19 protein-coding genes are annotated in these 19591 nt (G+C 50.3%); 11 read left to right on the forward strand and 8 right to left on the reverse strand.

Annotated features, from left to right (window positions below; genetic code table 11):
• Positions 1–88: 88 nt before the first annotated feature.
• Entirely contained in the window at positions 89–688 is a 600-nt protein-coding gene (locus tag LQ777_RS12125; protein WP_232558191.1) for an NAD(P)H-dependent oxidoreductase, read from the forward strand.
• A gap of 86 nt (positions 689–774) precedes the next feature.
• Here the strand turns inward: LQ777_RS12125 and LQ777_RS12130 are convergent, their stop codons facing one another.
• Together LQ777_RS12130 and LQ777_RS12135 are read right to left on the reverse strand one after the other, a co-directional pair.
• Entirely contained in the window at positions 775–1347 is a 573-nt protein-coding gene (locus LQ777_RS12130; RefSeq protein ID WP_232558192.1) for a DUF4468 domain-containing protein, read from the reverse strand.
• A 172-nt stretch (positions 1348–1519) separates the two neighbouring features.
• A complete protein-coding gene (locus LQ777_RS12135; protein WP_232558193.1) occupies positions 1520–1714 on the reverse strand; it encodes a hypothetical protein in 195 nt (64 codons plus the stop codon).
• 492 nt (positions 1715–2206) lie between these two features.
• Here LQ777_RS12135 and LQ777_RS12140 point away from each other — a divergent pair, with 492 nt between their 5' ends.
• Together LQ777_RS12140 and LQ777_RS12145 are read left to right on the forward strand one after the other, a co-directional pair.
• Entirely contained in the window at positions 2207–2923 is a 717-nt protein-coding gene (locus LQ777_RS12140) for an enoyl-CoA hydratase-related protein (RefSeq protein ID WP_232558194.1), read from the forward strand.
• A gap of 56 nt (positions 2924–2979) precedes the next feature.
• On the forward strand, positions 2980–3858 hold the full coding sequence (locus LQ777_RS12145) for an SDR family oxidoreductase (protein WP_232562840.1): 879 nt from the start codon (positions 2980–2982) through the stop codon (positions 3856–3858).
• A 33-nt stretch (positions 3859–3891) separates the two neighbouring features.
• Here the strand turns inward: LQ777_RS12145 and LQ777_RS12150 are convergent, their stop codons facing one another.
• From LQ777_RS12150 to LQ777_RS12160, 3 genes are read right to left on the reverse strand one after another with little or no spacing between them, the layout of a single operon-like run.
• The gene (locus tag LQ777_RS12150) at positions 3892–4392 is read right to left on the reverse strand and encodes a GNAT family N-acetyltransferase (protein WP_232558195.1); all 501 of its coding nucleotides are present in this window, start codon (positions 4390–4392) and stop codon (positions 3892–3894) included.
• 50 nt (positions 4393–4442) lie between these two features.
• Positions 4443–6323, reverse strand: a complete 1881-nt coding sequence (locus LQ777_RS12155) for a TlpA disulfide reductase family protein (RefSeq protein WP_232558196.1) — start codon at positions 6321–6323, stop codon at positions 4443–4445.
• Between the two features lie 26 nt (positions 6324–6349).
• Positions 6350–7813, reverse strand: a complete 1464-nt coding sequence (locus tag LQ777_RS12160) for a sodium:solute symporter (RefSeq protein WP_232558197.1) — start codon at positions 7811–7813, stop codon at positions 6350–6352.
• Positions 7814–7927: 114 nt separating this feature from the next.
• Here LQ777_RS12160 and LQ777_RS12165 point away from each other — a divergent pair, with 114 nt between their 5' ends.
• From LQ777_RS12165 to LQ777_RS12175, 3 genes are all read left to right on the forward strand, one after another.
• Entirely contained in the window at positions 7928–8116 is a 189-nt protein-coding gene (locus tag LQ777_RS12165; protein ID WP_232558198.1) for a hypothetical protein, read from the forward strand.
• Positions 8117–8171: 55 nt separating this feature from the next.
• On the forward strand, positions 8172–8414 hold the full coding sequence (locus LQ777_RS12170; protein WP_232558199.1) for a hypothetical protein: 243 nt from the start codon (positions 8172–8174) through the stop codon (positions 8412–8414).
• Between the two features lie 211 nt (positions 8415–8625).
• Complete coding sequence (locus LQ777_RS12175) at positions 8626–8979, forward strand: LytR/AlgR family response regulator transcription factor (protein ID WP_232558200.1); 354 nt, start codon at positions 8626–8628, stop codon at positions 8977–8979.
• A gap of 34 nt (positions 8980–9013) precedes the next feature.
• On the opposite strand, the gene LQ777_RS12180 is transcribed toward LQ777_RS12175, so the two are convergent.
• From LQ777_RS12180 to LQ777_RS12190, 3 genes are all read right to left on the reverse strand, one after another.
• Positions 9014–9433 (reverse strand): response regulator, encoded by a 420-nt coding sequence (locus LQ777_RS12180; RefSeq protein WP_232558201.1) that lies wholly within the window; start codon positions 9431–9433, stop codon positions 9014–9016.
• A 92-nt stretch (positions 9434–9525) separates the two neighbouring features.
• Positions 9526–9927, reverse strand: coding sequence for a response regulator (locus LQ777_RS12185; protein WP_232558202.1), 402 nt, complete (start codon positions 9925–9927; stop codon positions 9526–9528).
• A gap of 344 nt (positions 9928–10271) precedes the next feature.
• Complete coding sequence (locus LQ777_RS12190) at positions 10272–10529, reverse strand: hypothetical protein (protein WP_232558203.1); 258 nt, start codon at positions 10527–10529, stop codon at positions 10272–10274.
• Between the two features lie 574 nt (positions 10530–11103).
• Here LQ777_RS12190 and LQ777_RS12195 point away from each other — a divergent pair.
• The 5 genes from LQ777_RS12195 (at position 11104) to LQ777_RS12215 (ending at position 19553) form a co-directional block, all read left to right on the forward strand.
• The gene (locus tag LQ777_RS12195) at positions 11104–11436 is read left to right on the forward strand and encodes a hypothetical protein (RefSeq protein ID WP_232558204.1); all 333 of its coding nucleotides are present in this window, start codon (positions 11104–11106) and stop codon (positions 11434–11436) included.
• Between the two features lie 598 nt (positions 11437–12034).
• Positions 12035–15034, forward strand: coding sequence for a SusC/RagA family TonB-linked outer membrane protein (locus tag LQ777_RS12200; RefSeq protein ID WP_232558205.1), 3000 nt, complete (start codon positions 12035–12037; stop codon positions 15032–15034).
• Between the two features lie 70 nt (positions 15035–15104).
• Complete coding sequence (locus LQ777_RS12205; protein ID WP_232558206.1) at positions 15105–16448, forward strand: RagB/SusD family nutrient uptake outer membrane protein; 1344 nt, start codon at positions 15105–15107, stop codon at positions 16446–16448.
• A 41-nt stretch (positions 16449–16489) separates the two neighbouring features.
• Entirely contained in the window at positions 16490–17836 is a 1347-nt protein-coding gene (locus LQ777_RS12210; protein WP_232558207.1) for a DoxX family protein, read from the forward strand.
• Positions 17837–17849: 13 nt separating this feature from the next.
• Positions 17850–19553, forward strand: coding sequence for a hypothetical protein (locus LQ777_RS12215; protein WP_232558208.1), 1704 nt, complete (start codon positions 17850–17852; stop codon positions 19551–19553).
• Positions 19554–19591 lie beyond the last annotated feature (38 nt).

The following is a 19591-nucleotide window of genomic DNA, read 5'->3' on the forward strand; positions in this document are numbered from 1 at the left end:
CTTTTTGGGACTTATGCGTTGCAAAACCTGTGCTGAAACTAAACCCTAATCACGGTGGTTTCTCAACCATACGAAGCAACCTACCCCAATGAAAATCGCTTTGATTTCTACCTCCTCGCGTAAAAACAGTAACTCACTGCGTTTCATCAATTACGTTCGGCAACTGCTGACGGCAGATGAACAGCACGAGGTGTCAATCGTTACGTTTGAGCAGTACGATATTCCCTATGTTGGACAAGGATCCGTTAAGCCGGAGACGCTCACGCCTTTTCAGCACGAACTGATCGACGCCTGGGAGTCGGCGGACCTGGTGATCTTTGCCATGCCCGAATACAACTGGACGGCTCCGCCACAAGCCACCAATACGATTCATCAATTAGGCGGACCGGCCTACAAGCACCTGTTCGATAACAAGGTTTTTGCTATGGTCGGCGTTTCTAATGGTCGGGGTGGCCGGCAACCTGCGCTGGACATGACAACGGTGGTGAACAAGATTATTAGCTTTACCAACAGCTACTCAATCGTTTCACCAAAGTTATACGAATCGCACGAAACCGATAAGAACCTGGATGAGAACGGCAACTTCGTCGGGCATGACGTGTACGAACGGACCGCGAAAGCGTTTGTTGACTATACCCTTCAGGTCGCCCAACGCTGGATCGGTAGCGAACAGTTAACGGAACGGTAAGGGCTGGGCTAGCATGGCCAGCCTGGTTTTAGGAGAGCCTCACCCATGAACAACAGCGCGTTGTTTGTCGGTGAGGCTTTTCAGTGTTATTGGGTATCAGAACGGGCGATCATCCGTTGCTTTAAGGCATTGATCAACTCAACAAACGGTTGAACACTGCGCAGCGATCGCTGGTATTCGTATTCAGAAAGTACGCGTTGCCGCATATCGGCTGCAGATTTGCTTACTTCCCGATCAAGGCTGGTTTTTAGGCCACGGTTTACAATGCTGATGCTGGCGATCCGGTACTTAAACAAGCCATTTTTTACTTGTATCTCAACCGGTACTTCGTAATAAGCCTGCGCTCGTGAATTGGGAACTTCTGTTTGGCTGTTGGTTATAGGAATGAACAACCTTCCTTTTCCCGTAACCAGTCCTTTGGCCTGGTCTGCGGATTTAATGACCTGATTATCTTTTGGAAATAGATTTTGTAGCGATGACCTGGCCCGCAGATACAATTGATCAGCCATAACGCCCGGAACCTCAACCATACCTCGATATACAATGCCTCCCGATGCGGAATCAAGCTCAAAGGGCATATCGGCCAATGAGTATGTTCGCTTTTGGGAATAGCCATGCCCTGCCAACAGGCAGAACGCTACAAATAACCATTTCTTCATCTGAACGTTTCTTAGGTTTGTATTTAGCCATAAAGAAAGGGCTAAATTGGGCGCAGGCCAATAGTCAGTACGCAATCGGCTGAAAAAGTTGATTATAGGGTTGAATGATACGGACTTGCAAGCCGACCTCAAGCTGCGGGTTTTTATCCCTGAATGGATCAAAGCGGAAAGGCTATCGGTTAAACCAATCGACGGTTGTACGAATCGTAACGCTTAGGCAGCCAATGGTGGCCAGCAGATTCACACCAGGCATAAACGCTATAGGTACCGCAATCTGCATGGTGTCTTCCTGGGCGTCGGTCAATAGCCCACACATCAGTATGAATAGCATTGGAAGGAAATAGCACGTAAAAAAGAGTATAAACATAGTAGTAGGTGTGTTTGTAAAGCCCCAATCAGAAAACAACGGCGGTATTCCAGAGACAATGGTACAGGCTTATTCGGGCTACACAGTAGTTATAAAATCATCAAAAATTGTATTCGCTTACGCCAAGAAGCTGTTTTACTTATGACTACCAAAAGGTAGGTAAGTCATTAAGTGCGGTTATTGAATCTATAGAATTTGAGGAAAGTGAGTCGCCACTCCACCCGATAAGCGACGGGCATACACCATTAATGCGCTCCATGATCAGCTGTAAAAGGTAGTTTCTAAAAGCGAACGAGCTTCCTTGTAGCGTGTTCGATTTTCCGTAATTATGCTACCTTTACGACAATTGTATGCAAGCATACTATCGCTATGGAAACGACGTATCAGTCTTTGTCTCTTACCGCTGCTGACGGTATCATGACGGTTACTTTGTTAGGTCCCGGAAAAGGCAATGCGATGGGCCCCGAGTTTTGAGAGGAGTTTCCCAAAGCAATGGATGCCATCAACGGCATGGCCGACATTCGTTGCGTTATTGTTCGGGGTAGTGGCGACCATTACAGCTATGGTTTAAATCTGCCCCACATGATACCAAGACTGGCAGCCATGACAACGGGTGCGGTAGTGGCTCACCAGCGTAGCGAGCTAATGGCGCAGATCCGCCACATGCAGTCCGGTTTTCAGAAGATGCACGAATCGCCCAAACCCGTTATTGCGGCTGTACACGGTTGGTGCATCGGGGGAGGGGTTAACATGATTGCGGCTGCTGATATTCGACTTTGTTCCCGCGAAGCCAGGTTTAGTCTGCGCGAAACCAAACTGGCGATCACACCCGATATTGGTGGGTTACAGTTTCTGCCTCCTATCATCGGGCAGGGGTTTACGCGAGAAATGGCGTTTACGGGGGCTGACTATGATGCCGCTTTTGCCGAGCGTATTGGTTTGGTCAATCACGTGTATGATACGCCCGACGCGCTTTTTCAGGCGGCTAATCAGCTAGCCCGGCAGATTGCCGATAATCCGGCGACGGCCGTGCAGGGAGCCAAGCGTGTACTTAATTATAGCCTGAACAAATCCATCGAAGACGGGCTGCAATACGTTGCCGTCTGGAATTCATCACAGCTGCAATCCGATGATTTCAGCGAAGCTATTCAGGCTACGATGGAAAAACGCAAGGCGGAGTTTAACAAGAAAACAAACCGGGGCTACTAACGAGTGACTCGTTCACTGAAATGCTCTTTCACTTAGCTGATATGAACACAACAGGAATGCTCCGCGATGGAGCCATGCAGGGAAAAACCATTATTGTGACGGGTGGCGGAACCGGGCTCGGTAAGTCCATAAGCCGGTATTTATTACAGTTAGGAGCCTCGGTTACCATCTGTAGCCGTCGGCAAGCTGTTCTCGACGAGACCGCGCAGGAGCTGATGAACGAAACGAACGGTCAAGTCCTGGCTGTAGCCTGCGACGTGCGCAAACCGGCAGAGATTGAACACGTAATCGAACGGACTATCGAGAAATTTGGTCGAATCGACGGGCTTCTGAACAACTCAGCTGGTAACTTTATCAGCCCTACCGAACGCTTGTCCTACAAAGCATTTGATACGATTGTTGATATCGTGCTTCGGGGTACGTATTATTTCACCCTGGCGGTGGGCAAATACTGGATCGATAACAAAATACCGGGTACCGTGCTGAACATCGCGACTACCTACGCGACAACTGGTTCAGGCTACGTCGTTCCCTCGGCGGTAGCGAAAGGGGGCGCCTTGATTATGACCAAATCGCTGGCTGCTGAATGGGGGAAGTACGGTATTCGGCTTAACGCCATTGCTCCGGGGCCATTCCCGACCAAAGGGGCGTGGGACCGGTTGTTTCCCGAACCCTTAGCCAGTATCATGGATCCGACGAGCCGTATCCCACTAAAACGGGTTGGCGAACACGGCGAATTAGCCAATCTGGCGGCTTACTTACTGTCGGATTATTCGGGCTACGTCACCGGCGAAACCATTACCATTGATGGGGGGGAAGTGCTGGCTGCCGGTGAGTTTAACCACCTAGAGCAAGTGACCAACGAGCAGTGGGACATGATCGAACAAAGCATTAAGCAGGCTAATCGCGCCAGTAAGCAAGAAGGTCAGGGCTAATTTTTCTGTCCATTGCCTGAAGCACTTTTCCGACTATAGGGCTTTCTCGTAGGCCAGGAATCGTAATCCTGGCCGAAAGCTTAAGGTGATTTCACCAGCGTACCGGTAGCCTAATTTGGGAAATAACTTTTGGGTTACCTGATTTTCGGAGTTTGTATCAATTCGCAGAAAACTAACGGAGCGTTCCTTTGCAATCTGTTCGGCCTGAGCCAGTAAAGCGGCTGCCACCCCCTGACCGCGAAAAGCGGGATCAACGGCGAGACGATGCGTGACAATGGCGCGCTGGCTGAGGTCGAAACCGACCTGTGCGTATTCGGGCTCCTGGTCTTCGGTTAGGGCGGCTACGCCAGCCAGTTGGCCATCCACGTCAGCAACCCACAATTGCTCCTTGCTGATGTCTTCACGAAAAACGGTTACGTTGGGGTAATGGTCGTCCCACTGCAAATTGCCCGCTTCGCGCATGAGTGGAATTACCTTTTTTAAAAGCGTTAATAAAGCCGGAAGATCGGCAGGGGTGGCAAGTCGGATGGTCATTCGGAATGATGGCTACTTTCGGGTGAGTTAAACCTGTTAACTCGTTGCTATTACTTTTCGTCTTTTAACATCTCTACGACCAGCGTCAATTCATTCACGGTGGTTTCCGGGTCGCCGGAGTAGCCAATCTGGCGGTAGCGTACACGACCTTTCGGATCAATAACGACCTTGGTTGGAATACCCTGCACTTTGTACGCCCGCGACACGCGCTGACTAGCGTCAATCGGTACCGTAAAGCCGTAAGAACCATACGGTTGCCGGTTCATAAAGTTGTGTACCCGCTGTAAAGGACCGCCTTCACGGGTATTGACAAACAAAAACTGCACCTTGGAGTCATTCTCAAACTTCGATTGCGCCTGTTTCATAGCCGGGAACGATGCGATGCAAGGACCACACCAGGTTGCCCAGAAATCCAGTACGATCACCTTGCCGCGCAGCGAAGCCGACGAAATGGTCCGACCCTGCAAATCGGTCATCGAGAAAGCGGGGGCGGGCTCGTTGATAAGGATGTCCCGGAGTTCGTCCGTCTGATCGGCCCGTAGGTCGGCTTCCAGTTCGGTCAGGTACGTATCGGCTTTGGCGACTGTGTTGCCGGATTGTTTAGCGTACCAGTCCCGAAAAACGGTTTTCAGCCGGGGGGTAGCTTTCCCAACCCGGATAGCGGATTCGGTTAGCGCCTGAGCATCAGCGGCATGGTTAGCCTGAAGCGCGCATAGGAAATACCGTTCGTTGAGCCGTGGGTCGCTGTCTTCTATGGCATTCGGATTGATAACGTCCTGATAGGCTGTGTACGCTTCGGCGTATTTACCCTGCTGCTCCAGTACGCGGGCGTAGGTATTCATCAACTGCCGTTGCCGGTCGTCACCGTTGCCAGATTTCGGCTGTGTTTTCTGGATCATCATGGCCCGCTTGATCAACTGCTCGGCTTCCGGCAGGGATCGCCGTTCGTCGGCTAGTTGGAAGGCCATTGTGTTCAGCATCAGTACGTCGGTATGCGCTACGGGTTGCTGCTCGACAAAAGCGACCAAACCGCGGATATCGTTGTTTTTGAAGTAACCGTCCGTCATCATAACGGTTAGCGGAGGCAGGTAGGATGCGTTCGGAAATTCCTTCTGATAAGTCTGGTATGCCAGTTTTTTGCGAGTCCAATCCGTTTCATTTCGAACTGCGGTGGCCCGATCTCGTTGTACAAGTGATCCGGCGGGATCGAGCGATTTCATGCGTTCGCGCAGGGCGTTGGCTTTGGGGAAGTCGCCCATGTTTTCGTATAGCTGAGCGCCCGCTGTTAGCTCTGCCGCCGTAGGAGCCGGTCGGGATGCCAGATACGTTTCGATACCCAGCTTTACTTTCGGGCCGTAACCGGGTTTTTTCTGCTTGATTTGGGAGGCCAGATAATCCGACCAGTACATCGGATAAAGGGTAGGGTTGGCCTGAAACTCCTGCGCGTACAACGAAACCACCCGGTTCTGATCAGGACGACTACCCAGTTCGTACAGAAAATGACTACGGGTAAAAACCGACGATTGTCCCGCGATAGCGTGCGGAACGGTCTGACCCGTGGCGTCGTAAACCGGAATCACGTACAACTGGCCCTTGTTCAGGTCGATGCGTTGAGGTTGTTTGCTATTGCGAAAGGCCAGCATCGCGCCCGTTACCCCTTTCAACGGAATCAGTACCTGCCCAACAAACACATTGCCCTGCCGCGTAAGCGCAGCGGTTGTCGGACGACTCAGGTGCATGGCTGTTGGTGCGCCATAATACACAAACCGTCCTTCGAGTGTGCTGTCCGTCGCCAGCGGGGTGGCCTGTGGCGTATAGGTAAAGGAAACGGTTTGACCAACCTGCGGCTTTTCGGGCGAGAAACGAAACTGAGCCAGCACCGATGCCTGCGTGGCTACGAGTAAAAGAAAAAAACTACTAATACATTTCATAACGTAAAAAGGAAAGGCGTTGCAAGTTATACGATTACTGGCTCTTCTTTTTTGACCGGTTTGGATACCGCCAGTAAGCTGACGAAGGTAAATAACCCATTGAGCAGTAAACGCTCGAACCCAAACTGATAGCCGCCAAACCAGGCCGCTGAATTTTCATTGACAATGTACGTGAATACGGGTGAAGCCAGGCAAATGAACGGTACAAAACGATCAATAACCGGGCGTTTGCTGAAAATACCGAACGCATACAAGCCAAGCAGTGGCCCGTACGTATAACCCGCAATATCGAATACAGCGGTGATTACTTCTTTGCTGTTTAGTTGGCGGAAAACAATAATGACAACGTAAAAAAGCAGTGAAAAGCCGATGTGGACAATGTGCTTAATCCGGGAACGGTCGGACTCCGACCGTTTCTCAACGTTCATAAAATCAACGCAGAACGAGGTTGTAAGGGCCGTCAGGGCGGAGTCGGCACTGGCGTAGGTAGCCGCCGTGATCCCAAGTAGGAACGTAATTGCAACCACTAAACCAAGATGATTCAGGGCCAGCAACGGGTATAAATCGTCGGTACGGGCTGGAATCGCGATGCCTTCTTTCTGCGCATACTGATACAGTAAAACCCCTAAACTAAGGAATAGAAAATTAACGATCACGAGCGTAACGGTAAACCAGAACATGTTCTTCTGGGCTTCCCCGATGTTTTTGCACGTCAGGTTTTTCTGCATCAAATCCTGATCCAGACCCGTCATCACGATGGCGATAAAGGCACCCGAAATAAATTGTTTGAAGAAGTTTTTGGAATCATTGCCTTCCCAGTAAAAAACCTGCGACATCGGGCTGTCACTGACCGTTTTTATCAGGCCACCGAAGGATAAGTTCAGTTCTTTAGAAATCAGAAAAATCGTCAGGATAACGGCGGTGATTAAGAATAACGTTTGAAGCGTGTCCGTGACAATAATCGTTTTAACGCCACCTTTGAACGTGTATATCCAGATCAGACCAATGGTGATCAGCACGGAGACCTCAAATGGAACGCCCAGCGGACTGAACAAGGCGATTTGCAACACCCCAGCGGCAACGTAAAGCCGGACGGCAGAACCCACCGTTCGGGATAGCAGAAAAAAGCCTGCTCCAGTCTTGTACGACCAGAAGCCAAAGCGCTTTTCGAGGTAGCCGTAAATAGAGATCAGGTTTAATCGGTAGTAGAGCGGCATGAGTACCGAGCCGATGACGAAGTAGCCGATGATGTATCCGAGTACAACCTGAAAATACGAAAAGCCGATTTTACCCACGGCTCCCGGTACCGATATAAACGTAACACCTGACAGCGAAGTGCCAATCATGCCGAACGCAACCAGCCACCAGGGCGACTGCCGGTTGGCGGTAAAAAAGGTGTTGGTATCAGCTCCCCTGGCAGTATAGAAGGATACCGCGATCAACATGCCGAAATAGGCAATCAAAATCACTAAAGCAACGGTGGTATTCATGCAGCGAAAAGCACTTTTTTATAAACTGAGGTTGTCTAAGGTACGATAAGGCTGGTAAAATGGCTTGTTGTTGTGCAATTTATCCATCAGCGCTAACAAGCAACCGATTGAACGTTGAAAGTAGCCGATAAGCACATTACCGAGTTTGTATTGGCGCAATTTACGGATAAATATAAAGTTCTGGTTCGTCAGGCTCACTGCGTAGGCTATTCTTACCTACGCGTGACGGATCGCTGTACGATTGTACTGAACGAAACGGTAGCTTACCGGCTTGCCCAACGGATATTGATAACCAGTCTTTAAACTACCGGAGCTTTACGGGGTTTATAAGGTGAACATACCTTTAAACAGTATTGCTATGAAGATGAACACACAGCCCCTGCAAAATCTGCAAGTCAGCCTTGATGAGTTAGTGAACGCTTTTAGTAGTCTGCCTGAACAACCACAGGAGAACAATCTCCACGCTGTAAAATTTCCCGTGACCAACGATTACGGGAATCCGTGCGAGCGAGAGTTAATGTTTAAATGGAATCCGCAGCACAATGACTGGGAACTGAATACGAAAGGACACGATCTGCTTATTACGGCGGTCGAACGATAAACAGTGATGTCTACCATAAAACAGCAGGCCCCCAAGCGTAGGGGGCCTGCTGTTTTATGTACGGTGAAGCGGTCGCTCTTTTGTCGCAATTATTATTCGGCTGACAAATCCAGTTTCCTTCGCTGAACGTATAAGTAAGTATAACACATCACTTCTCAACTGACTTACTGGCCCATGCCCAAACTGTACATTTTATCATCAACGTTTGTGCATGACTACGCTAAAAGTAGCTGGATTAGATAAACCCATAGTTAATAGTTCGATCGTGTGGATTGAAGGCGACGGTAATTACGCCCGATTACACTTTATTGATAGCCACTCTTATCTGGCTTCTCAGACCCTGAAAGGTTTTGAAGCGAAGCTACCTGCATTTGTTCGCGTCCATAAATCGGTACTCATCAATCCTAAACACATTGTTCGCTTTGAACAGACCAAAGCCAAGCAGGCATGGATAGTGATGAGTACAGGCCAGCACATTGAGATCGCTCACCGACGCATCAACCAGGTTCGTCATACGCTTGGTATGGCCTCGTTCAGCGCACAAAGCTTCCCCGTGGAAAGCTAAAAAAACTGGCTACCCTGTCGTTAACTGATTTAACTTAAGAAGGGAGCTGACTTGCTTCAAACCAGTATTCGCACAATTGACGAACGATGTGTACCAGGCCAGATAGGCTAGGGGATTTGAGTAATACGGAGTTAGCTCCTGCCTGATAGCATTGGGTGATTTGCCCCTTCTCCAGGGAACCTGACCAGACAATAACCGGAATCATGTTGGTGCGAGAATCCTGTTTCAGAACCGCTAGTACATCCAGGGCGTTACTCGGGGGAATATTGAAATCCAGCAGAATAAGGTCTGGTAACGAGTCTAAGTGCAACAGCGATTCCAATAGCTCGGTAACCGTCTGCTGGTGCGAAAGAGTAACTTGCTTCGAGTAATTCCCGAATGCCTGATTGAGTAGATAGTAATCGTCCTCGTCGTCATCGATTAGCATGACGTTAGCACGCTGATCGGTTCGCATTGCCATTTCGTTGAGTGATAAACATCGAACGAAGGTAGCTTGTAGGCAACTACCATGATCGAAAACTTTTTAAGCGGACCCTGGTAACCGAATCAACTCAACTCCCAGTCCTGTACCAGTTGACCAAACAAGACCAATAACAAGTCCATGGAGGGTGGCTTTGTCAGAAAACCATTGGCACCTAGTCGGGCGGCTTTTTCCTGATCTTCCCGATGCGAAGAGGTGGTCAGTACAATGACGGGTACGTGTTGGTAGGGTGGGGTTTGACGAAGTTGCTTGAGCGTTTCGAAGCCATTGAGCCGGGGCATGTTCAGATCCAGAATGATCAGATTGGGCAGGTCCGACGTTTGCATAAGCGCGGGAATCAACTCTTCTCCATCGTCGAGAAGCTTAATCTCAACGGGGGGAACAAGCCGCTTAAACGCAATTTCGAACAGGTACTGATCATCGGTATCATCATCAACAATCCAGACGCGGGGGCAAGTTGTTAGCATAGGCAGCGAAATGGCGGGTACGATTAGGGCTTTTGGCGGTATACGATGAAACTACGTTTAAAATTAGTAAACAGCTCCCAAGAAACAGGATAAAAAGCACATTCTACCCGTACCTAGCCCATTAAAATCTGTTAAGCTAGATCAGGTCATGTTACCCAGCAACCACTGGCCGTCCTCGACAGTGGCTGTAGTTGCTGGGTAACACAACAAATTCAAACTTTATAATGCGTCTAGCCGGGAAGATATGAGCTTGCAAGGAGTACGCGTACGGGCTGAAAATTCATTTGCTTGCAGTACCTTGGCAACATAGAGCGGTCTGAAAACACTTGACCAGCCGGTGGTACCTACAAATACCCTTTCTTCGCTTCGTCCAGGTCCATCTCCGTCAAGAGTCCCATTTGCCCTAACGTCGTTAGTCCTTCAACAGTATGAACACGCTGTGGATCATTCGGCTCGGTCTCTTCAGAATCCCCATAAACTGCCTGGTCTACAGCTTCCCGTAGCTGAGTAACATTCTCAAGAGCAAACACATCATGAGCCTGACCGGCTTGGCCAACCGGTTCATGACTGATTGGCTGAAGGTTTTTTTTAAGTCTTGCCATTGGAGTAGATTACAGATTTCTCCCTATAAACCGCAAATTGTAGATTAGGTTAAAAATTATGGGAAGGAGCTAACAAAAAGCGTCCGCTTTACTGCCGCTAAACGGCTGGCTGTCGAAAGTCAATAAGGCAGCGATAGGGGCAACAACGTTCGGGGGCTTTGGGCACGAGCTTGAAATGCATCGTACTTATTCCTCCAGGAATCCGTAATTTCATAGACTTCCCGGCTTTCTTTTCTGAATAAAGGGGCAAGCTAAATTTGGTTTATACTGAATCAATGATCATTCTATTTGTTAATGCATATTATAGTAAAGTAATTGTTTTGTTTATTTTATATAAAAATCGTTAACTATAAGTTTTTTGTAGTATCTTGCATCATTAATTTCTTAGGTTAGGTATTTGTTTAAATGGGCTGCCTAGAGGGCGGCCCGTTTTTTTTAATCAATTACCGTGCTGGTCGATATGGCTCATAACTAACTGCGGTCAACAGCCCCGATGAATTGATATGTCTACCAGACTCTAGAGAATTTATATTTTTTACTGTAACTCCTTAACAATTAGATTGTAAATTACCTGATGAGCCGCTTTTCGCTTATTTACGCTAAAGATGGTCAATACCAACAGCTCTACTGTACATCTCAGAATGAAGCGATTGGCCTGTTACAACATATCTCAGTAGGGCAAATCGGCATTCCGATTGGCGTTTATGATGCCAAGACAGAACTGTTTTCGTGGGAAACGAATCGGCAACAGCAATACAACCGGATGAGCATTGAAGAGCAGGGTCGATTGGGGAGTCAGATTATCGCTGTGGCCCAGGCGTTACGACGTCAGCAGGAACACGGAGCCGCACTAGCAGGCTTGCATCAAGCCCAAGCCAACCTTGCCAATTTTATTAATCGTATTTAAGCGAGTTTATCGCTACACCCCACATTAGCTTGCCAGTGGCAGACCGAATGATTCTTAACGGATTAGCATCCGCTCTCTTCTAATAACCCTATATCCCGATAGACTACTAGCTAATTGATTGATAATCATTTTTTTACAAAGCACTTGCAAAAATAAAATCGGCTACCCAACTTTGCCCGTCTATTAACTGTAGCACTATCCAGGTTTGTCTGTAGCAACCTTATCTGGATAGGTTGAGTGGTTCAATACACCTGTCGTCACGCTATCTAATCAATGATGTTCACCGATGAGTAAATGTAAGTAATGGGTTATAATCTATAAATTCTATAGATATAATTATTAATACGTCAACCAATTGCGTTCAAAATCGAGATGTATCGCTTCTTATAAACCAACATAATCAATCCCACATGTGTAGATAGATAATTTATTGGTGCCGTAGCACCGGTAACCTGTGGTTCGTAATTCAGCGGCAACTGAATTATAGAGCGCAAAAAAAAGTCGAAACGGCGGCAACCGTTTCGACTGGCTAACAATAAGGCTCTGGCAACCGAAGCGTCGGACCGGCCTCACTTTTTCACATAACCAATACAAAGTAATGCAAAAACTTTTATTTGCAGGAGTAGTCTGGCTATTCTCTTGCGGATGGTTGCTGGCACAATCAACCGGATCACGCATAAACGGCACCGTTAGGACCGAGAACGGTGAACCTTTACCCGGCGCGAACGTGGTTGTTAAAAGCCAAACAAAAGGGGCGACGACCGATGCGGATGGCCGTTTTAACCTGGATGCCCGTTCGGGTGATCAACTTGTTGTCTCCGCCATCGGCTATCAAACGGCAACACTGGCCGTTAGCGGTAGTGCTCCGCTGACCATAACGCTCCGCGAATCAACGTCTCAACTGAATGAAGTGGTGGTTGTGGGCTATGGTACCCAGGATCGTAGGAATCTGGTCGGTTCGGTCACGCAGGTCAATGCCGATGAAATCAAGAATCGTCCGGTCGCCAGTTTCGACCAGCAGTTGCAGGGGCGGGCGGCTGGTGTGCAGGTAGCGGCCAACACGGGTGTGCCCGGTGATGGTATTTTCTTCCGCATCCGGGGAACAACCTCGATCAATGCAAGCAACGACCCGCTTTACGTGGTTGACGGTGTATTTGTCAACAACCAGTCGTTGCAAAAAATCACGACCCAGGGCCAGTCCAACAATCCGCTGGCCGATATTAACCCCGCTGATATTGAATCCATTTCGATTCTGAAAGATGCGGAAGCGACGGCCATCTACGGAGCCAGAGCGGCCAATGGTGTTGTCCTGATCACGACCAAACGGGGAAGCTACAACAGCAAAACCAAGGTGTCCCTGAATACATCCGTTGGGCAGGCCTGGGCCCCTAAACTTTGGGACTTAGTAACGGGTCCCGAGCACGCAACGATCATCAACGAAGCTTGGATTAACGACGGTAAGCCGGCATCTACTCGTCCGTTTCGCCCAGTTTCCGAAGGAGGGCGCGGTCTGCCGGAAGAACAACCTACCTACGACCGTTTAGGCGATATTTTCCGGACCGGTGCGCTTCAGAATTACGACCTCGCCGTGTCGGGTGGTACGAAGCAAACTCGGTTTTACATCGGTGGCGGGTATACCAGTCAACAGGCTACGCTACGAACCAACGATTTCGCCCGCGCCAGTTTTAAACTAAATCTGGATCAGGATATTACCGATAAAATTCGCATTGGAACGAGCAACATCCTGTCGCAATCCAACCGGACCAACGCCCGGGTTGGTGATGGCCCTCAGGGTGGAATTTTACAGGCCGCTTTGCATACGCCTACCTACTTACCCAAGTTCAACACTGACGGCACCTACGCAAAGTGGGCGGGCTTTGATAACCTGGATGTGCTGATCAACAATACCGATATGCACTCGACCAGTAGCCGGTACATCGGTAACATCTACGGCGAGTACGACATTTTAAGCGGGCTGAAACTGCGTAGTAGCTGGAGCATCGATTACAACGATTACAACGAATACGAATATTGGAACACCCTGACCAACCGGGGCAGCGCCAGCAAAGGACTAGCCACGTCGAGCGTTAGTAAGAACACAATCTGGATCAACGAACAGACACTTTCGTACCGACAAACGTTTGGTAGTCAGCATAGTTTCGGCGCGTTGGTTGGGAATACGTTCCAGGGGAATGTGTCAACGCAAACGCTGGGCCAGGGTACGAATTTTCCGTCGGATGCCTTTAAACAGATCGCGTCGGCTTCGGTAACGACGTCGTCATCGAACCGGAATGAGTACAATTTGGTGTCTTTCTTCGGCCGGGTCGATTATAATTTTGCCAAAAAATACTTCCTGGAGGCCAGCCTGCGGGCCGATGCTTCGTCGAAGTTCGCGGTAGGTCATCGCTGGGGCTATTTCCCGTCGGCGGGGGTTGCCTGGCAACTCAAACAAGAGAGCTTCCTGCGGGATGTGAATTTTTTGAGCGATCTGAAAGTACGCGCCAGCATTGGCTGGACGGGTAATCAGAACGGCATCGGCAACTACGCATCGCGCGGACTGTGGGGCGGGGGGAACAATTACCAGGACAATCCGGGAACAGTGCCCGTGCAGTTGGCTAATCCGGAGCTGAAGTGGGAAACGACCCGGCAGGCAAACATTGGCCTGAACGTTGGGTTGCTGAACAACCGGATCGGGCTAGAACTGAACGCGTATTCAAAGTACACGTACGATCTGTTGCTACAGGTGCCGCTGGCCCAAAGCTCAGGTTTCGCCAGCATCTACCGCAACGACGGCGAAATCAGCAACCGGGGCCTCGAATTTGCTATTAATTCGTTGAACATCAACAGGAACGGGTTTCAGTGGAACACGAGTTTCAACATTGCTGGTAACGTGAACCGGATCGAGAAACTGTCCATTCCGGTTGATGCCAGTTATGCCACCGAGCGCATGGCGGAAGGCCAATCGTTCCACTCATTCTATGTCTACAAACAGTTGTACGTTGATCCGAAAACGGGCGATGCTGTTTACGAGGACGTGAACAAGGACGGTAAAATTACCGTAGCCGACCGCCAGTTTTACGGGAGTGCATTGCCCAAATTCTTTGGTGGCCTGAACAACACCTTCGCTTACAAAGGCTTCGACTTGTCCGTCTTTTTTAATTTCAGCTCCGGGAATAAAGTCTTTAACAACAACCGCTTTTTCCACGAATCGGGCGGAACGCGCGACGACCGGCGGGCCATCAACAAAAATCAGCTCAACCGCTGGCAAAAAGAAGGAGATATAACGGATGTTCCCCGCGTAACGACGCTGGGTAACAATTACAACCTCAGCCCGATCAGCCGCTTTGTCGAAGACGGGTCCTTTATCCGACTGAACTCGCTGGTATTTGGCTACACGATTCCCAAAGAGATTCTTCGTAAAATCGGTATCGCATCGGCCCGGATTTATTACAGCGGTTCCAACCTGTGGTTGCTGAGCCGTTACCAGGGACCAGACCCCGAAGTAAACGTCACCGGCGATCCGACAACGCAAGGGTACGATCTGGGTACGCCACCACAGCCCCGGACGGCTCAGTTTGGCCTGAATCTCACCTTGTAACCGCGTGATTGGTCTACCGATAATTCCTCTTTTTTCAATCCGACAGTCTGCGTAGAAAGCAATAATTTTTATGAAACATAGTAGCAAGCTCATTGCGTTGATCGTGCTGTTTACCAGTTGCCAGCGTTTTTTAGACGTGCAGCCGGAGTTGCAGGTCGATCAATCGCAGGCCATCACGAATGCCAGTACCGCCGAAGCAGCCGTCAATGGCTTATATAACCGCCTGGGAAGTGATGGGTATTACGGCTCCAACTTTCCGGCTATCGCGTATCTGTCGGGGGGGGATATCCAGTGGACCGGATCGCAGTCGGCTCCGCAGGAGATTACCGCCCGCAAACTGACCGCCGATAATGGGTATGTCGGCTCAGCCTGGTCCGCTATCTACCGAACCATCCTGCAAGCCAATTACCTGCTTGAAGCCGTTCCGAACCTGACCGATCCACAGCTTACCGCTGATCGGAAAAACCAGATTCAGGGAGAAGCCTACGCCATTCGGGCGTTATCGTATTTCGACCTCGTTCGCGGATGGGGCGGGGTTCAGCTGATTACCAAGCCAACGCGTACGCCCGCTGACAATACCGGTATTACCCGGAGCAGTGTCGAGGATACCTACGCGCAGGTACTCAAGGACTTGACAACGGCAGAACCCCTGCTGAGCAATACAACCAACCGGAACAAAATTACCCGCAAAACAGTCTGGGCGCTGCGGGCGCGGTATCATCTGTACCGGCAGGAGTGGGAACAAGCGGAAACCTACGCCAGCAAGCTCATCGACGATGCTGCGAATTACAAACTGGCTAAACCCTACAGCGCCTTTTACACCAACAATGCGGTGGCTACTTCGGAGTCCGTTTTTGAAATCGCTTACACGAACTCGTTTAAAAACGGGCACTACAACTGGTGGCTACCTCCTGCACTCAGTGGCCGACGCGAATGGGCTCCCAATGGTACGTTGGTTTCGTTGCTGAATGACCCCGCTGTTGGTGGCAACCGAAAAGAGTTGATCGCGCAAACCGCTCCTCCAGGTAATCTGTGGTACGGCAAACTGTATTATCGTACGCCACTCGGTACTGATCCGGCCTATGTCATTCGCATCGCTGAGCTTTACCTGATTCGCGCCGAAGCCCGCGCCCAACTGGGTAAAACAACAACGGCGCTGGCCGATCTGAACGCGGTTCGCGACCGGGCCGGCGTACCCCTCTCGCAAGTCGCTACCAAGGACGCGCTGCTGCTGGCTATTGAAGCCGAGCGGCAGGTGGAGTTTCCCTTCGAAGCCGACCGCTGGTTCAATCTGGTTCGTACGGGACGGGTAGCTACGGTACTGGGTATCAGCGATGCCAGCAAGTACGTACTGCCTATCCCGAACAGCGAAATCCTGGCGGACAAGGCACTCACGCAGAATCCGGGCTATTGATCAACCCGATACCGATCCGACGTTTTTAACCAAATAAGACAATGACTAAAGCAGAATCCACTTCACAACCCACCTGGACCAAGGGGGAAGTCCTTGCGTTCCGCTTTGCCTTTATTTACTTCCTGATTCAGGCGGTACCCCTCAGCGGACGGTTTTATTACGATCTGTTGACCATTGATTGGGGTGCTTCGTACTACCGCGACTTATTTCGATTATCGCATTACGCCCCCCACTTTTTCGGGCCGACCGATACGTTTGCGGACTGGGCCGTTGTCGCCCTTATCTCGGCGGTTGGAACCGTGATTTGGACCATTCGCGATACAAAGCGGACGGACTACACCGCCTTGCAGTACTGGCTGCGGGTTGTGCTGCGGTATCGACTGGCTATCGGTGTTATTGCCTACGGGTTCATTAAACTGTTTCCACTACAGGATCCCCTGCCATCCATCAGCAACCTCAACACGCCTTACGGTGATTTTACCGCCTGGAAGTTGTTTTCGTTGAGTCTCGGCATTGTTCCTTCGTATGAATCCTTTCTGGGGCTAGTTGAAACACTGGGCGGTCTGTTGTTGCTTAACCGGAAAACGACGGCCATCGGTACGTTGGTTGTCATTCCGTTTCTGGGCAATATTTTCGTGTCCAATCTGGCGTACGAAGGGGGTGAATACGTGTATAGTTTTCTGCTGATAACGTTCGCCCTTTTTCTGTTTGCGTTCGATGCCATTCGGTTGTTTCGGCTTGTCTCACTGGAGCAGCCGACTCTGCCAAACCGGTTTCGGCCCGTTTTTAGCGAGCAGTGGCAGCGGTACGGTCGGTTGGCGCTCAAAAGTGCGTTTATCTTCTTTGCGGTTGTGGTCTACGGCTACAAAACGTACGCGGCCTACAAAACGGGACCTTACCAGTTTCCCCAGTCGCCGGGTTTAGCCGGGGCTGCGGGTCTGTATGATGTCGCGGAGTTCAGCGTGGCGGGTAAAGCCATTCCGTACGCGAATACCGATCCGGTTCGTTGGCAGGACGTTGTGTTTGAAACCTGGAATACCATCAGCATCCGGTCGAACCGGCCTGTCAAGCTGGTTACCGATAATACCGAGCAAATGTACACGGCTGATGCGGATCGGACGTACGAGCTGGCAGGATCGGCTAGCCGACATTATTACAGCTATCAGGTAGATTCCGTACAGCATGTGCTAACCCTGAAAAACCGGAACCCGAACTATCCGAACGAAACGCTGACGCTTCATTACGAGCGGTTGGGGGCAACCGGGATTGTCTTATCCGGACGGAATGAGAACCGGGATTCGGTGTATGCGGTGCTGAATCGACTAGACAAAAAGTACCTCCTCAATGAAGCGGCCAAAGCAGGTCGCCGGGGAACGCTCAAACTCTAACCTACGCTGAACAATGGCATTCCCGAATATCAACCCCGAACGGCTGGACTTAGGGCTGGTTTCCCCCGAAGAATTAGCCGAAGCCAATCCGGTTAACCGCGCATTTGATACGGCCAACGCACGGGCTCAATCAAAGCCCCTGCCAACCGAAAAGTCGAACCGGCACCAGAACTGGACAACTGGTCAGAAGATCAGCTTCCGCATCGCCTTCCTTTTTTTTATCGCGATCTCGCTGCCAACGGGTGCTTCCTGGTATAAAAATGTCTTCTCGCTCGACTGGCTGCACCTGCATTACCGTGATTTATACGACGTTGCGCGTTTTCAGCCTAATATTCTTGGTCGGGCGAAATGGTGGCCTGCCTGGATGGGTTACGGCGAATGGGTATTTATTCTACTTGTCGCGGCTGGACTTGGGCTGGTTTGGACGGCTGTCGTGCGGTGGCGAAAAACCGAGCCGAGGAATTATAACCTGCTTTACTACTGGCTGCGGGTGGTGGTGCGCTACCGGGCGGGTATTGGCATTATTGGCTTTGGCTTTACCAAACTCATGCCCACCCAACTGCCGTATCCGTCGCTGGGTCTGCTGAACACAAATTTCGGTGATCTGACGGCGCAGAAGATTTACTGGTTGTCCATCGGTATTGTTCCCTGGTACGAAGTGTTTGCGGGCGTTGTCGAAGTGCTGGCGGGGGCTCTGCTATTTTTTCGGGCTACCACGTTCTGGGGCGCCGTTCTGCTGTTTGGGGCGCTGGCCGATATCGTTTACGTCAACCTGGCTTATGATGGAGGTGTACACGGCTACAGTTCGTATTTTGTGCTATTGGCGGGATTTTTACTGGTGTATTACGTTCGGGATTTGTACAACCTGCTGATTCGTGAGCGACTTACAGTTCCGGTTCATTTCTACCCAACGTTCAGGGGCTGGCAGCAGGTGGCACGTATCGGTCTGAAAAGCGCGACGATTGGTATTTTTCTGGTGCTGTTATTCTGGATTCAGTACCTTAATTTTCGCTACGATCCGTACAAGCAACCCGCTCAGAAAGGCGTTCGGGAATTGCGGGGAAATTATCAGGTGAGTGAGTTTCGGGTTAATAACAAAGTAATTCCGTACACACCGCTGGATTCGATTCGTTGGCAGCAAGCTACGTTCGAAAACTGGTCGACGCTGACGTTTAAGGTGAACCGTGCAGTCCCGCTTGATCTATCGAACGGGGGTGGCTCACCCATGCGCGACATTAACCGAACCTTCGAGCTAACGGGCGTTGCGGGGGGGCAGCGGGTATTCTATTACGATGCTGATTCAGTCAATCACGTGTTGTACTTGCAGGACAAATACCGCTCTTTCGACGGCCGCCGGGGGGAGGGTGGTGAAGGAGAAGGCAGCCCATCGCCCAAGCGAAATAAAGAAAAGACACGGTCTAAAGGCAATCCCACCGATAACTGGATACCAACCACGGCCCAGGCCCGTATTGGTCCCGAAGACGCTAAAATTGAGGCTATTGCTCGCACTACCCGGCGAACGAAAGGTATACAATCCGAAGCGCGGCAGGAAGACGGCAAACGCAAGCGTATGATTCTTCACTACCAAACGACAGACGGATCACATGTGGTGCTGACGGGGATAGACGAAAACAAGGATTCCATTCGGGTTGTGCTGGACCGCATCAATCGACCCTATGCTTTGTCGGAAAGTACCTTGAACGCGGGGACATACTAATCGGACAAGCGCTATGATCGTCGTGGCTGCGCGAAAGA

The sequence above is a fragment of the Spirosoma oryzicola genome, assembly GCF_021233055.1.
GTDB classification, from domain to species: Bacteria; Bacteroidota; Bacteroidia; order Cytophagales; family Spirosomataceae; genus Spirosoma; species Spirosoma oryzicola.